Raw genomic sequence first — 13,764 nt, 5'->3', positions numbered from 1 at the left:
TAGAACGCCGGATTCAGCGAGAACGCGGCCATGCGGTAGACCCTCGGTGCGGGGCGGGGTTCTGGGTGTGGCTGGTGCGTGGTCATGCTGAGTACAGCTAGAGCGTCGCCAGTCTGCTCGTTGGAGATGTCCTGGTGGCTGTCGATGTACTTGGCGTAGACCCTCAGGAGGACATCAATGCTGTGATCGACTCGTTGCAGGGCGGAAGCTCGGGAGGCTGCTGACATGATGTCTTGAGACTAGGTAGGGCAGCACCCATGCACCGTTCTGACGTGCGCGATCATGCAGCTGAACCCACATTCTAGGTTGACCGTTTGCAAGTTGGTAGATAGATTGAACTCGTAGTCAGACCCACTGCGGTGAGGTCTGAAAGTGAGCCTCGGGAGATCCTGCCGGACGACAGAGCCCGGGGCTTGCGGCTTTTTCGGCCACTTGTGTCTCGTCGAGCACCTTGACCGTGAGTCTTGACTCGATCTTATCGAGGTACTTCGCCTCACCCACCCGTGCTTGGCCTACTGCGCCACAGATGACGTCAGGAATCCACAGCATCGGGTCACTCGGCCCGGGCTCGTGGGCTAACCGGAGTGTCGAGTCAATCTGCTTGATTCGCCGCATGTTCTCCAACATCATGCGATCACGTTTGTCGTCAGCAGGGCCTCTTGACTCAAGTACTAGGTGACCGCATCCAAGAGCGCTCAGTTCGAGCAAGAGCAGCTCAAGGCACTTCCTCCGCAGTCTTTCAGCGCGGTCCTGTACTCCAGCGGACCGCACCACTACGAAGCCCTCGACGGGCAAGTCGGCTATCGCGTCGATGAGCATCACCCTGCGATTGGGTGCTTCATCACGCCAGTGAACCTTCCTCTGCCCTCGGAGAAGAAGGCCGCCCATTGCGTCACGTATGCCCTCAATCTTGTCTGGTTCTCCCATTGCAGCAGCCATCATGTAAGTTCCTGGGTCCAGCCGGTGGCTTGATCCAGATTCGTCACCCCATGCCGTGAACATCTGAGCTCCCTCCTCCCCTTTCTCGCGGCATGCCAACCTGTCAAGTCAAGCCGGCGGCGCACCGCGCCGCCGTACGCCCCGCGCCGGCGCTCCCGCGCCGCGCATGCGGCCTGGGGGCCGGTCACGGCGCGAGCGCCGCGCGGGGCATCGCCGTAGCGCGGCCCCGCCATATCCAACGTCGCCCACCGACTCCAGCGGCACGCCGCCGCTAGGCCGCCCTCAGCCGACCGTTACGTGACCTGCTGATACCTCGGATCGACGCAAGCCGCTCTGCTCCAATTGACCACTCGGCCTCAAGAAGGCGCTCCCGGCGACTAACGGCTCTATCAGCGACTATGCCAACCTCTACGCCATGCACATCAGATCCGGAACCAAAGACGACGCCGAGCACATCGCAGAGCTCCACACTCGTAGCTGGCTAACCGCCTACGCCGAGATCATGCCCGCCAGCTACCTGAATGGGCCCCTGCTCCACGAACGCAAGGCCATGTGGAGCACGCGGCTCGCCACTGTCACCGCGGAACAGGATCACACCCGCTGCCTGCTTGTTACCGTCGATGGCAACGCCCTTCTGGGGTTCGCCTATCTCGCCGTCGGAACCGACGGGCGCATCTTGCTCGACAACCTGCACGTCCAGCCGGAGCGCAAGCAGTCCGGCATCGGCCGCCAACTCGTTTACCACGCTTTTGGCTGGGCCTCCGAGCAACATCCTGACAAGACGGTCTATCTGGAGGTGTTGCGCGACAACGTCGCCGCGATCACCTTCTACCGGCGCCTCGGCGGCCATCCCACCAAAGAGTTCATGGAACGCTTCCCCGCCGGATTCGAACTACCCGTCGTCGAGTACACATGGGGTCCTGACATCGTCCGAATCCTTGCCGACAACCGTCCCACCACCGATCGGCTCGCCTCCTAGAAGCCTCCGGCGGGGGCACTCTGGCTCCGGGATGATCGCCGTGCCGGGATTGAGGTCCGTAGGTGGCTGAGGTGGAAGCCTGATCATCCCGCCCACCGACCCGGGACAAGCCGAGCAGACCAGGGCCACGGGTCAAGGGTCGTTCGTCCAGTGGGGCGCTCCACCCTTGACCCGTGGCCCTGGCCCGCTTCCCCTTCGGGCGGGTCGACGGCAGACGGGATGATCAGGCGGGCAGGCTGTGCGCTCGCGCGAGCGACCACGATGCGAAGGCCTCGCCCAGTGATAATCAGAGTTTGGGTTGCGTGCCTCATAGGGAGGGGGCGTGGACGAGGATGAGAGCCTGCGACGCTATGGTCTTCGACCGTCTGGGGCTGATCTTGACGAGATTCGAGAGACGTTGAGAACCGAGGCGGTGCTGGAGCGAAGCGCGCAGGACGAGGGCGACACCGAATTGATGAAGCTCTGCTGCGTGCAGCTGTTCAATGCGGGCTATCTGGACGATGTGCTGACGATCTGGGATGCCAAGCGGTCGAGTTGGGATGCTGGCTTCTCTGTCGATGTTCAGTTGCTCTGCGGCGCTGGACTTGAGGAAACCAAGGCGTATCTCACCGCGACGAACTCGCCGGAGGCGTTGGCGGCGCTGGATTACCTCCTGCTGTGTGAGGGGGCCGGCGACTTCGAGGGCTTCTCCGTGGAGTCGAGGTCACGTTGGTACGCGGAGTACTACTCGGATTGAGCGCCGAGCGCTTGCGCCTGCCTGTGCCATATGCGTGCAATGATCACGGACACCGATGCCGCCGGGTGTACTCAAGCCGCAGGTCGGAGGCTATTTCTCGGCTGTAAAGGTCACGGGCTGTAAAACCACCACCGCAGCCGTAGTCTGCGGTCCCATGCCCGGCCCGTACTGGCTTTCCGGCAGACCTGGCCCACTACCGCGCCGCTGTTGGAGTATCCGGCGGCACGGGCGACCTACGGGAGCTTCGGTCAAGCAACCCCGTGGCGGCTTCGGCGTCCCTCCGCAGTTCCTGAGCCACCCGCCGATCAAGCTTCCCATTGTTGTTGAGCCCGGGTTCGTCTGCGCGTGTCCAGCCATGCTCATGGATGGGGTGGCGACTCGCCTGAGGATCTGCATCACCTGACCATAATCACCACTGGTACCACGCTCCCCGCCACTGACTATCCCGGTGTCGGTCGTGATCGTTCCGGCGTCTGAGGCCGCCGCCGGACGCTGGCTTGAAGCGGCGTGGTGCAAAGAGACTGGCCTGGATGGGTGGCGGCGCGGTGCTTGGTCGGCGGGTTTGACCGGTTCGGCGATGGCTTGTGCGGCGGGCTGTTCTCGCGTGCACCCTGGCACGGGAACGGCCGCCAGGCCGCATGCGCAGCGCGGGAGGGCCGGCGCGGCCAGCACGTTCTTGGGCTTGTGTCCGGGCACAATTTCTCTGCGACAACTATTCAAGATTTCCTGGAAGAATCGCATGCTTGCGGGCAAACAAGGGTGTGATCACTGCTCCCGACGTCTTCGAGGCTGTCTTCGAAGCCCATTACGAGGAGATCCGGCGCTACATCGGGCGCAGGCTCGACCCCGATGTGGCCGAGGACCTCGCCGCGGAGACGTTCCTCATCGCCTTCAGGCAACGCGAACGCTTCGACTCGGCCGTGGGCGGGGTCAGGCCGTGGCTGTACGGCATCGCGACCAACCTCATCGGCCGCCACCGGCGCGCCGAGGTGCGCAGGTACCGCGCCATGGCCAGGACAGGGCCGCCACCTGACGACGAAGGACACGACCAGCGGATCGTGGACAGGCTCAGCGCGAGCGTGACGGTCGACCGGCTGGCCGGGGCGCTGGCGCGGCTGTCGAAGGGGGAGCGCGACGTGGTGCTCCTCATCGCGTACGGCGGGTTGGGCTATGACGAGGTGGCGGCGGCGCTCAGGATCGCCTCAGGGACGGTCGCGTCCCGGTTGAGCAGGGCCAGGACCAAGCTGCGTGAGGTGTTGGGATGAACGAGTTTCAGGTCATCGACTCGGTGATGCCCGATGTGCCGCCCCCGTCGGCCGACCAACTGGCGGCGGCGCGGGAGCGGGTACTCGCAGCTACACAGGTACCCCCTGTGTCCATGGCGCGGGCGGGCGAAAGGTCGTGGACAGGGATGGCGCTCGTCGCGGCGGCCGTCGCGCTCGTGGTCGGCGCGGTGGTGGCCTTCGTACCTCGACCTGTGGTGGAGCCGGTCGCGGTCACGCCCATGCAGAAACTGGAAGCTGCGGCCGTCAGGCTGGCGGCGACACCGGAGGCGAAGGGCCGCTACTGGCGACGAGACACCGAGCACGTCATGCGGACGAAGAACGGTTATGGCTACAAGGTCGAGGAACGGGCCATGGAGGTCCTCGCCTTCGGGCCCAACCGCGAGGTCTACGGCTGGCACGAGCCAGTGTCGTCGAAGCCGTATACGGCCGAGGGCCTGAAAGCGTGGCGACGGGACGGTTCCCCTAAGCTGTGCCCCGCGCGGGGGTGCGACAAGAACATGCCCGCATACTCCTCGGTTGATCTGGATTTGGGGCTGGAGCTCGCCGATGGGCTTAAGCCGACGCTGACGGAGCTGCGGAGCCTCCCCAAGGATCCGGCGGCGCTCAGGGCACGGCTGCTGGAAAGCTACAACCCTCAGGTGGCTGCCGAGCGTGAGCCATGGCTCGAGGGGGCTGCCTCGCGGCTCATCACCTCACCGGCGACGCCTGGCACCAGGGCTGCCGCCTACCTTCTCCTGGCGAACGCGCCGGGCATCAAGGTGGTCGACGACATTCCCGGGACGTTCGGGCTCGACGGGCTGGCCCTCCAATACAAGGCGGGGCAGGTCGTAGGGCAGATCGTGATCGACCGCAGGACTGGCCAATTGCTCGGGAGGCAATGGCTGGCTCCCGAGGGCGTTGACTACGGCGCCGAGATCGTAAGGAAGGCGGGCTGGAGCGATGTGCGGCCGGTGCCGCCTACCAAATGTGTCCGCTGTACGGCCCGGCTCTAGAACACGCGCACTGGATTGCGGCCCGGCGAGCACGGAGCGCGCGTCCGGGCTGTTCGGGGAGGCCGCGTCGCAGGTGATCGAGCACGATGGAGGGAAACTGGCCGGCCCGAGGAAGCCGAACGCTGGAACCGCTTGGTCCCTCGTTGGTGATGTACCGTCAAGAACGGTGACGACGCTACAAGATCCGGGATATGCGTGGGATGATCCACGGCCGAGACGCAGCGCCACAGGAGTATGGCCAGGTCAAGGGCAGAGTTTCCCAAAATCTAGGATCCTCTGTAAAACCGTCGGCTCAGCCTGCGCAAGTTCGAACCTTGCACCTGCCACACCAGCGGGAAGAGGCCCGTCACCAGCGGAAACGCGGTGACGGGCCTCTCTCGTTGATCACCCGTGTGTTACCCCTGTTTTCCCGTGGCATCTGGCACGAATCTGGCACGGCGATCACCGGTTGCTCCCCGTGCGGACGCACGCACCCCTCCTGCGGGAAGAGCCAGAGTTGACGTCTTGCTTGCAAAGACGCATGCCGATCTTGGGCAACCAAGGGAGACGCAGCTCACGGTGCTGATCTCGCTCCCCGTGACTCTCCGCCATTCCCCCTTGTTCCCTTTCCATCGGGCACGGCTGCAACCGACAGACTCCTGTCTCAGCGCCTTTTGACCTTGATCAGTTTCGGTACGCTCCGGCCATGAAAGTCCGCTCCGGGTTCATGAAGACCATCGCTGGTTTGGCGGTAACGGCTCTCCTGCTGGGTGGGCTTGCGTACATGACCCTGATGGCGTTCACCGGTTCGCAGTGCACTTCCGATGAGGAAGACCTGATCCCGGTGCTGGCAGCACAGAAGATCCTCACTGCCCACCCGAAGAAAGCCGTCGCCCAGGACGGGTACACCGGATGCTTCCCGGACGACCCGTTCCCCTACGCGGGGAACTTCTACGAATTCCCCGGCACCCGGGAGGAGTACACCTCCTTCTACGAGACGGCAGCCAGGGCCGATGGATGGCGGCCGGTCGTCACCGAAGAGCCCTCGGAGGACATCTGTTACACCAGGAAGATCGGAGAGGCCACAGCGTTCCTCTCGGTCGGAGGGCACAGCGTTGACGGCGTCGAGGGATACGGCATCGACATCTCCGCCTCCTACGGTGACGTCGCAGAGGACGGCGAACTCCTGTGCTGAAGCTGCCTCATTAAAAGTGGATCTTGCTATTTCCGACTCGGCGAGCCTTGACCTGCAACGCTGCTTGCCTCGACCCGAGCATCGCTAGAACCATTCCGCGCATATTTCGGATCTTCGTGCAGCCGGTTGGAGCGCGCCTGCGCCCGTCGGCCATGCCGGTCGGGTGACGCACATCCTCCCGAATCCGCTCCCAGACTTCCATGACTGCGGATGCCCTGACATCTACTTCTGCCCTGCTTCCCCCGAGGTGGAGTGTCCTCGGCACAGCGGATATGACGTCTGCTGCGACGCGACCGGCATATCTCCGTGCGGACGCACAGCAACCCCTCTGCTTGATCATCCCGTCTGCCGTCGACCCGCCCGAAGGGGAAGCGGGCCAGGGCCCTGGGGTCAAGGTGGAGCTCCCCACTGGAAGAACGACCTTGGCCCCATGGCCCTGGTCTGCTCGGCTTGTCCCGGGTCGACGGCAGACGGGATGATCAGGCTTCCACCTCAGCCACCTGCGGACCTCAGGCTCAAGCGGCGATCATCTCGGAGCCGGAGCGCCCCCGCCGGAGAGCTTGGCATAGACACGCAGCAGGACATCCACACCGTGGCTGGCTCGGGCCGCTACCTCCGGAGCCGGTACACCGCCGTTGAGCCAGAGCGAGACTGCCGGAGTTGCCGGTCGGATTGGTAGGCGGTCAGGAACGCCACCTCATCCACTACGACCAGGACGAATGGATCATCGACGGTAGGTGTGTGGGAGCGCTGGAGCCCGGCGAAGCGAGCCGCCCGCTTCTGCATGACGCAGACGACCTCGTCCAGCAGGTCGGCACACTCCTCAGGCGTGGGGGCGTACCGGGTGCCGAAGAGGGCGCCTCCATAGGACAGGTGCATCAGCTTGGGGTCCAGAGCCCACAACTCGACCAGGCCGGCGTGGACGGAGGGGAGTAGGGAGCGGATGACGGACCAGATGATCGACCCCTTGCCGGCCCCGGTCGCACCCGCGACGAGGACATGGGTGCCGTGCACCTTGAGCCGCCACGGCCGCCCGTCCTCACCCCGGCCGATCTCGACCGGCCCCACGGTTGGTTCCTCCGGTATGGCGAGCGCTGGCAGAGGCTCGGAGAGTGGATCGCTGCGCGGGAAGGTCAGCGTGAGTCGACCGGCTTGAGACAGAGCCACCCGGCAGGAAGTAGCGCCGAAGCCTTGGGCGAGGTGGTCGGTGCGGTCGGCCCAGTTCTTGACCGCTTGCCCTTTGAGCATGCGCACGGTGACCTGATCGGCCCACGAGGTGCAGGTGACCTTGCCGAGTGTGGGCAGGTAGTCGCGGCCCCGGAGGTGACGGCCGAGACCCGAGACGATTATGACGGGTTGCCAGTGCCGCTGGTCAAGGCGGCGGCGCGGCGCGCCGCCGCACCCCGGCCCACCGCCCGCCCGCCGTCCGGGCGTGCGGCCTGGGGGCCGGTCCCGGACGGCGCGGGACTGCGGGCCGGCCGCCGTACACCTGCCGCGCCGTACTGAGCGAACGCTCCGGCTGGGGTTGCCGCGCCGCCTGAACCCGCTCTATACCTCCGCCTCTACATGCTCGGATCTCCACGGGAGCCGTCGTTGCCACCATGCCCAATCAGAATCAGGCGACGTGGGCAGAGCTGGTGAGGTTCGACGCAGGTAATACCGGTCGACGGGGAGGACCAAGGCGTACAGATACGGTCTGGCCCACGCGGGTAAGGTGACGAGAGCCTGTTGAAGCCGCCAGCGGGGCGCATCTCCGCGGCACGCATCGCACTCGCACCGGCGGAAGAGGCGGTCGGCGGTCCCCACAAGGGCCGCCTCTTGCCAAGCCGCCAAGGCCGCCGCCACCGCGCCCGGCCACATCTGGGTGTGCTCGAGAGCGATCACCGCCGCCATAGGGCGACGGCCGAGCCCGGGAACATGATGGATCAAAGATCTGTGGGTCCCGCACGCCGGTCTTCGCGTACGGACCTCGGAAGGGCGCCTACGCGGCATGGCCCTTTCTGGTCGATGTCATGAGCTTGATGATCGCATGCCTGGAACGTGATCCCCAAGTCCTGATCGCCGGAGCAAACGTGCGGCCCGAAGGCCGTTCTCGTCCGCGCCCGAAATCGGGTCGCGCCAAGGATGAGACACCATGGAATCTCGCCATCTCAAACAACCGGCATGATTCAGATCATGAGCCATCCCGAAGTCCGACTCCGGCAGCTCCGGCCCATCGATGTCGACGCCGTCCATTCCTGGGCCAGCCTCCCCGAGGTCTGCCGGTACCAGGCATGGGGACCAAACTCCCTCACTCAGACGCGTGAGTTCGTGGCAGCAGCCGTTGCCGCATGGCGGGAAGAGCCACAAACACGTTTCGCCTACGCAGCCCTCCGTGACGACGAGGTCATCGGGATGGGGGAGTTCCGCATCCGCAGCCTCCATCACGCCCAAGGCGAAATCCAGTACCTCACCCACCCTCGTATCTGGGGCCGTGGTCTGGGCACCGCCATCGGCCGGCAACTCCTGCACATCGGCTTCCACCAACTCGGAATGCACCGCATCTACGCCACCTGCGATCCGCGAAACGCCGCCTCCGCAGCCATCCTGAAGAAACTCGGGATGACGCATGAAGGCCATCTCCGCCACACCGCCAAGTTGCGCGACGGCTGGCGAGACTCCGCCCTCTTCAGCATCCTCGACAGCGAATGGTCTGACGGACACAACAGCAGCCGACACCATCAAAGAACAGTGCCTCCGGCAGGGGCGCTCCGGCTCCGGGATGATGACCGTACGGACGAAGGGCCGTAGATGGCAGAGGTGGAAGCCTGATCATCCCGCGCACCTTCTGCATCAGCGCGTCCACCCACACGAACGTATAAGGGCCACCGTCCAGCGGCCGGGAGCATTCACGATCATGTCCTCGTCTATAGGAGCGCACAAATGAGCGCGATGCACGACTACTACCGTGCCCCCGATACCGCCACCGCAACGTGGCGGCCGGACGAGTTACGGGCACCAGCTAAACCTCTGCCCGACGCTCCATTGTTCGATGTCGTGGAAACCAAGTGGGTCGATCCCAACGGATCCCTCGGCAACCTCGTGGCCGTCATCAAGGGCGTCCCCTACTCGAACGACATGGTCGAGACCGTCACCTTGTATCCGCCGCCCGAAGGAGCGCCGAAGACCGAAGACGAGTGGTTGGCCCTGCCGGAAGACTCTCCTTATAAAGAGGGACCGGAGATCGAGCAACTATCGGTGATCTCCCGAGACGCGCTCGCCGAGGTCGATGACGCCCGCCTGCCTGAGGTGGCCCGGCGATGGACGGTTGAACCTCTCTCCAGCTTTCACGAGGGTGACGACGTGGTTGACCTGGTCAATGAGCTCGTCGCTCTTGCACGGCGGGCCAAGGAAAGCGATCAACTGCTCTACTGCTGGTGGATCCCAGGCTAGTCATGACCTCGGAGCTGTAGGGACCGAGGGCTTGGTGGTGGTGCCGCACCGATGGATGGGCTATGCGGGGAGCAGGGTGAAGGCGCCCACGTGAGCTGGCCGGACCGCCGCGAAATGGCGTACGTCGAGCGTGAACACCTCGTTGACCTTCAGGCGCTCTGCTATAGCGACGACCGAGGCGTCAACTGCGCCGAGTGGGAAGTCCGCATACTGTTCGACCAGCGCGGCAACTCTGGAGAGGTCACGCTTGGTCAGCTCGACGAGCGTGAAGACGTCCGACTCAAGAGCGCGGAGAAACGCAGCCTCCGGCGCAGCGCCGCCGAATCGAGAAATCATGTAGCAGACTTCCGCTGCGACGAGGCTAGGGACGAGGAGATCGTTACGCGCGTCATGGAGGCGCTGGAACTCGCGGACACAGCGTTCATGATGGGCATCGTCAGCGAGTGCGGCGGCCACCAGCGGGCCGGTGTCGACGACGATCACTCCTCGCGCCCGAAGCCCTCAGCAAGAATTTCCTCGGTACGGGCGGCTAGGTCCGAGCGGCCGGCACGGACGGAGCCGAAGAACGCCGGAGGCCATGGTTCGCTGTCGGCGTGCTCAGAGGAGTGAACCAGCCGCAGCGTGTGCGCGCGGATCTCCTGGAGCTGCTCTCCGGTGAGCTGGTCGACCAGCCGATGCAGGTCCTCGTACTCTTCAGGGGCGGCAGCCGTCATGCTTCTGATTCTACGTGCTGGAACCGATCGATTCCGAGCTGTGCAATATGCGTGTAATGATCTTGCTGGCCGAGACGGAGCGGGCAGGCATCGCTGCAGGTCAAGCGCGTAGCGGAGCCCTCCCTGTCAAAATAGACAGAGGTAGCAAACAGGCATGAAACTCTGTGCTGAGGGTGGGGAAGGAGACATCCCTTCGTGGGAGCAAGTGAACAGGATCCACCGATCCATGACCCCCAGGTGCGCGAGCGAGCCACGGCACGCCGCTACACCGCCGCTTACAAGGCCCGGATCCTGCGACGGGGCTCGACAAGGCCGGCAAGGGCGCGCTGCTGCGCCGTGAAGGTCTGTACTCCTCGCTGATCTCCAGTTGGAGAACGGCCCGTGACCACGGCGCCGAGCAGGCGCTGGCCCGGCCGGTCGGCCGCCCGAAAGCCGATCCGCGGGACAAGAAGATCGACGCGCTGGAGGGGAGGTCGGGCGGCTGCGTGCCGAGCTCGGCAAGATCCGCCAGGTGGTCGAGGTGCAGGGAATGCTCTTCGCGCTGCTGGATCAGCTCGCCACCAGCAGCGAGAACCCGACAGCTCGGGGCGAGCGGTGAGCCAGATTATCGAGAGTGCCCAGGCTGAGGCGATCGAAGAACTCACCCCGCTGCTCGGGCGACGCAAGGCGTGCCAGGCGGCCGGAGTACCGCAGGCCAACTGGTACCGCAAGAACCGCCAGGGCCCTGCCCCCACCCGCCCGGTCACGCCACGAAAACCGCACCCATCCGCGCTGTCACAAGCCGAACGCGACCACGTCCGCACGGTGTTGAACGAGCGATTCGCCGATGCATCTCCCGCGACGGTGTACTTCTCCCTGCTGGATGAAGGCGTCTATCTGGCGTCCACCTCGACGATGTATCTCGACTTCGGCCATTCTGGCGATCTTGAGATCGTGGCGATGCCGCGGCTCGGGACGGACATCGAGACAGGTTCCGAGCGCTTGGTCAAGCACGGCCCATGATCTGATCATCTGCCCTGAACGGGCGCCTTGACATGCGGAAACATCGGCGGTCTTCAACCACCGTCTCCCGCAGGAGGGTGTCCGCCGATGTCTCCGGTTCCGACCATACCGGCAACCTGGCAGGGCCTGCTGGCAGAGTTCCGGCGCTGTTTCTCTTCCCTCCACCTTCCCGGTGTTCGCGACGTTGGCCACGGGTTTGGTGGCCTGTACCCGGCTTCGTACCGTCACCGGGATGCTGGTCGGCGCCGGGATGAACACCTGCTGGCGGCACGAACGCGCGCACCGTTTCTTCTCCCGCGCGGTGTGGTGCATCGACCATGTCGGCCTGGTGCCGGCCGGCTCATCCTGGCCACCCTCATCGAGCCCGGCACGCCGATCATCGTGGCGATCGACGACAGCGTGACGCGCCGCTCGGGTAGGAAGGTGCATGGCGCGTTCTGGCAGTACGACGGGTCGGCCACCGGGACGAAGAAGACCAGCCGGGGCACGTGCTTCGTCACGCTCGGGATCGTGGTGGCGCTGCCGTTCCTGCCACGCGCGGTGTGCCTGCCGGTGCTGGCCCGGCTCTATGTCGTCGAAGCTGGGCTGGGTTTTGGTGCGGTACCACGGGGCGCGGCGGCGGTGCTCGGCGACTACGTCGGCGATGGTGTGACCGTGGCGGGCGTGCCAGACGATGACCAGACCGGTTGGTGAGCGGCGCGAGGGGCGGGAGCAATCCAGATGCAACCCATGAGCTCAGCCTCATAGCCTCGGCCTCATGAACGACCATGCCCTCGTCCCCGACGACTTCGCCGTCCCCCCGTACCTGGTCACCCCACAGTTCCGTCTGGAACCTCTGGGCCCCCAGCACAACCCTGCCGACCACGCTGCCTGGACCAGCAGCATCGAGCACATCCGCGCGACCCCGGGCTTCCCGGACGGAGGATGGCCTCCCGTGGGCGGCATGACCCTGGAAGCGAACCTCGCCGACCTGCAGCGCCACGCGAACGACTTCGCTCAGCGCCGCGGATTCACCTACACCGTCCTCGAGACGGCCAGCGGCGAGGTGATCGGATGCGTCTACATCTATCCCTCCCCCAGCGAGGAGCACGACGCTGACGTGGCCTCCTGGGTCCGGGCCGATCGAGCCGAACTGGACGTGCCCTTGTATGAAGCCGTGACAGCCTGGCTGTCCACGCATTGGCCCCTCGGGACGCTCAACTATCACCCGCGCTGAGACCACATCATCCCGCAGGGAACCACATCGGCCTCTGCGGGACTCCGCGCATTTCAACACCCGCCACACAGCCGAACGCACCACCCCGGTGAACGTTCCGGTCAGAGCACTAGTCGGCAGCATCGGTCGGGCCGTGGCCGGCTGCCTTCAGGGCAGACCACACGCTGGCTCAAAACGAGCAATAGTCAAGGCTTGTGGACGGGAGCCGGACCGACCCAGCGGTGATAGGCGTCTACGTCGACGTTGCTGCCGCACACGATGGTGACTACGTGTCGGCCGGCGAAGCGGTCACGGTCTTCGAGGATCGCCGCGATGCCGAGCGCGGCCGACGGTTCGACGACGAGGCCGGCATGGTCGAGGAGCATCCGCATACCGGCGATGATCGACGCCTCCTGGACCAGGACGGCGTCGTCAGCGACCAGGAGGAGGTCGTCCAGGACGGCCGGGATGGGACGCCGGCCGGCGACGCCGTCAGCGATGGTGTTGGTCGAGTCGGTGGTGACGACGCGCCGTTGACGCCACGAGTGTGTCATCGCCGGTGCGCCCAGCGGCTGGATGCAGATCACCTCGACTTCGGGCGCCCAGGCCTTCACCACATGACCCACACCGGTGGCCAGCGCCCCGCCGCCGAGAGCGATCAGGACGGCGTCGAACGACGGCACGGTGTCCACCAGTTCCAGGCCGATGGTCGCCGCGCCCTCGCAGGTCTCGATGTCCAGGCTGTCTTCGACCAGCCGGATGCCGTGGTATCCCGCGACGGCCGCCGCCCGCTCGCGAGCCATGTCGAAGTCGCCGTCCACCAGCTCCAACCTGGCGTCCAATGCGCGGATGCGATCAAGCTTGGCCGCAGGCGCAAAGCGGGATGCCACGACGGTGACGTCGAGCCCCCGGCCGCGACCGGACCAAGCGAGGGCCTGGCCAAGGTTGCCCGCGCTGGCGCACACCACGGCTCGCGAGCCATTGTCGACGAGCAGGCTCGCGACTACCTCGGTGCCGCGGGCCTTGAAGCTGCGGACCGGGTTCGCCGTTTCGAGCTTGATGCTCACCGTGCACCCGAGGTCGGGCTCCAGCGCCTCGCAGCGGTACAGCGGAGTGTCGAGAAAAATCGGGTCGATTACCCGGCGAGCCGCCCGGATCCGAGCAGTGTCGAGGCGCGTCTCCCGCATGACAAGCAGCGTAGCGCCACCGCAGTACACCTCTCGAGGAGGGAAAATCCCCAGCGTCGAGGGCCCGCCACAGTCGGCCAGTGACGTGAGGCGAGTTGGCCTGATCAGCACCTGCGTCACCAACTAGTC

Annotated in this window: 16 protein-coding genes; 11 read left to right on the top strand and 5 right to left on the bottom strand. The window is 65.4% G+C overall.

Translation table 11 applies throughout. The annotated features are described in order from the left end of the window. Nucleotides 1-345: 345 nt before the first annotated feature. Nucleotides 346-1,002, bottom strand: a complete 657-nt coding sequence (locus tag AB0C16_RS00985) for a hypothetical protein (protein ID WP_357677456.1) — start codon at nt 1,000-1,002, stop codon at nt 346-348. A gap of 352 nt (nt 1,003-1,354) precedes the next feature. Here AB0C16_RS00985 and AB0C16_RS00980 point away from each other — a divergent pair, with 352 nt between their 5' ends. The 5 genes from AB0C16_RS00980 (at nt 1,355) to AB0C16_RS00960 (ending at nt 6,106) form a co-directional block, all read left to right on the top strand. Continuing rightward, the gene (locus tag AB0C16_RS00980) at nt 1,355-1,918 is read left to right on the top strand and encodes a GNAT family N-acetyltransferase (protein WP_357677454.1); all 564 of its coding nucleotides are present in this window, start codon (nt 1,355-1,357) and stop codon (nt 1,916-1,918) included. Between the two features lie 322 nt (nt 1,919-2,240). Then, on the top strand, nt 2,241-2,654 hold the full coding sequence (locus tag AB0C16_RS00975) for a hypothetical protein (RefSeq protein ID WP_357677452.1): 414 nt from the start codon (nt 2,241-2,243) through the stop codon (nt 2,652-2,654). Nucleotides 2,655-3,397: 743 nt separating this feature from the next. Then, nucleotides 3,398-3,919 (top strand): RNA polymerase sigma factor, encoded by a 522-nt coding sequence (locus tag AB0C16_RS00970; RefSeq protein WP_357677450.1) that lies wholly within the window; start codon nt 3,398-3,400, stop codon nt 3,917-3,919. Further along, the gene (locus tag AB0C16_RS00965; protein ID WP_357677448.1) at nt 3,916-4,932 is read left to right on the top strand and encodes a hypothetical protein; all 1,017 of its coding nucleotides are present in this window, start codon (nt 3,916-3,918) and stop codon (nt 4,930-4,932) included. The genes AB0C16_RS00970 and AB0C16_RS00965 overlap by 4 nt, the downstream gene beginning before the upstream one ends. Nucleotides 4,933-5,617: 685 nt before the next feature. Continuing rightward, nucleotides 5,618-6,106, top strand: a complete 489-nt coding sequence (locus AB0C16_RS00960; RefSeq protein WP_357677446.1) for a hypothetical protein — start codon at nt 5,618-5,620, stop codon at nt 6,104-6,106. A gap of 609 nt (nt 6,107-6,715) precedes the next feature. Here AB0C16_RS00960 and AB0C16_RS00955 read toward each other — a convergent pair. Continuing rightward, nucleotides 6,716-7,174 carry an FtsK/SpoIIIE domain-containing protein gene (locus AB0C16_RS00955; protein WP_357677444.1) on the bottom strand — a complete coding sequence of 153 codons (459 nt, stop codon included), beginning with the start codon at nt 7,172-7,174 and terminating at the stop codon, nt 6,716-6,718. A 288-nt stretch (nt 7,175-7,462) separates the two neighbouring features. Between AB0C16_RS00955 and AB0C16_RS00950 the strand changes: the two genes are divergently transcribed. The 3 genes from AB0C16_RS00950 (at nt 7,463) to AB0C16_RS00940 (ending at nt 9,538) form a co-directional block, all read left to right on the top strand. Beyond that, the gene (locus tag AB0C16_RS00950; RefSeq protein ID WP_357677442.1) at nt 7,463-7,612 is read left to right on the top strand and encodes a hypothetical protein; all 150 of its coding nucleotides are present in this window, start codon (nt 7,463-7,465) and stop codon (nt 7,610-7,612) included. A gap of 669 nt (nt 7,613-8,281) precedes the next feature. After that, entirely contained in the window at nt 8,282-8,896 is a 615-nt protein-coding gene (locus AB0C16_RS00945) for a GNAT family protein (RefSeq protein WP_357677440.1), read from the top strand. Nucleotides 8,897-9,028: 132 nt separating this feature from the next. Then, the gene (locus AB0C16_RS00940) at nt 9,029-9,538 is read left to right on the top strand and encodes a hypothetical protein (RefSeq protein ID WP_357677439.1); all 510 of its coding nucleotides are present in this window, start codon (nt 9,029-9,031) and stop codon (nt 9,536-9,538) included. Nucleotides 9,539-9,598: 60 nt separating this feature from the next. Here the strand turns inward: AB0C16_RS00940 and AB0C16_RS00935 are convergent, their stop codons facing one another. Together AB0C16_RS00935 and AB0C16_RS00930 are read right to left on the bottom strand one after the other, a co-directional pair. Next, nucleotides 9,599-10,021 carry a PIN domain-containing protein gene (locus tag AB0C16_RS00935; protein ID WP_357677437.1) on the bottom strand — a complete coding sequence of 141 codons (423 nt, stop codon included), beginning with the start codon at nt 10,019-10,021 and terminating at the stop codon, nt 9,599-9,601. Then, nucleotides 10,018-10,251 carry a hypothetical protein gene (locus tag AB0C16_RS00930; protein WP_357677435.1) on the bottom strand — a complete coding sequence of 78 codons (234 nt, stop codon included), beginning with the start codon at nt 10,249-10,251 and terminating at the stop codon, nt 10,018-10,020. Before AB0C16_RS00930 ends, AB0C16_RS00935 begins: the two co-directional genes overlap by 4 nt. 594 nt (nt 10,252-10,845) lie before the next feature. Here AB0C16_RS00930 and AB0C16_RS00925 point away from each other — a divergent pair. The 3 genes from AB0C16_RS00925 (at nt 10,846) to AB0C16_RS00915 (ending at nt 12,469) form a co-directional block, all read left to right on the top strand. Then, nucleotides 10,846-11,253, top strand: coding sequence for a hypothetical protein (locus AB0C16_RS00925; protein WP_357677433.1), 408 nt, complete (start codon nt 10,846-10,848; stop codon nt 11,251-11,253). Nucleotides 11,254-11,340: 87 nt separating this feature from the next. Next, nucleotides 11,341-11,946, top strand: a complete 606-nt coding sequence (locus tag AB0C16_RS00920; protein WP_357677431.1) for a hypothetical protein — start codon at nt 11,341-11,343, stop codon at nt 11,944-11,946. A gap of 64 nt (nt 11,947-12,010) precedes the next feature. Continuing rightward, the gene (locus tag AB0C16_RS00915; RefSeq protein WP_357677430.1) at nt 12,011-12,469 is read left to right on the top strand and encodes an N-acetyltransferase; all 459 of its coding nucleotides are present in this window, start codon (nt 12,011-12,013) and stop codon (nt 12,467-12,469) included. A gap of 185 nt (nt 12,470-12,654) precedes the next feature. Here AB0C16_RS00915 and AB0C16_RS00910 read toward each other — a convergent pair whose 3' ends face one another. After that, entirely contained in the window at nt 12,655-13,635 is a 981-nt protein-coding gene (locus AB0C16_RS00910) for a pyridoxal-phosphate dependent enzyme (protein ID WP_357677428.1), read from the bottom strand. Nucleotides 13,636-13,764 lie beyond the last annotated feature (129 nt).

Source organism: Nonomuraea sp. NPDC048916 (assembly GCF_040649575.1).
Classification (GTDB): domain Bacteria; phylum Actinomycetota; class Actinomycetes; order Streptosporangiales; family Streptosporangiaceae; genus Nonomuraea.
Note: the sequence above shows the minus strand (reverse complement) of the source record. Positions and strands in the feature narration are given on the sequence as shown.

Bases quoted from the DNA above. Each gene is read 5' to 3' on its own strand.
- AB0C16_RS00910 (WP_357677428.1), bottom strand. From the start codon at position 13,635: ATGCGGGAGACGCGCCTCGACACTGCTCGGATCCGGGCGGCTCGCCGG.
- AB0C16_RS00960 (WP_357677446.1), top strand. From the start codon at position 5,618: ATGAAAGTCCGCTCCGGGTTCATGAAGACCATCGCTGGTTTGGCGGTA.
- AB0C16_RS00985 (WP_357677456.1), bottom strand. From the start codon at position 1,002: ATGTTCACGGCATGGGGTGACGAATCTGGATCAAGCCACCGGCTGGAC.
- AB0C16_RS00915 (WP_357677430.1), top strand. From the start codon at position 12,011: ATGAACGACCATGCCCTCGTCCCCGACGACTTCGCCGTCCCCCCGTAC.
- AB0C16_RS00945 (WP_357677440.1), top strand. From the start codon at position 8,282: ATGAGCCATCCCGAAGTCCGACTCCGGCAGCTCCGGCCCATCGATGTC.
- AB0C16_RS00965 (WP_357677448.1), top strand. From the start codon at position 3,916: ATGAACGAGTTTCAGGTCATCGACTCGGTGATGCCCGATGTGCCGCCC.
- AB0C16_RS00940 (WP_357677439.1), top strand. From the start codon at position 9,029: ATGAGCGCGATGCACGACTACTACCGTGCCCCCGATACCGCCACCGCA.
- AB0C16_RS00980 (WP_357677454.1), top strand. From the start codon at position 1,355: ATGCACATCAGATCCGGAACCAAAGACGACGCCGAGCACATCGCAGAG.
- AB0C16_RS00920 (WP_357677431.1), top strand. From the start codon at position 11,341: ATGTCTCCGGTTCCGACCATACCGGCAACCTGGCAGGGCCTGCTGGCA.
- AB0C16_RS00930 (WP_357677435.1), bottom strand. From the start codon at position 10,251: ATGACGGCTGCCGCCCCTGAAGAGTACGAGGACCTGCATCGGCTGGTC.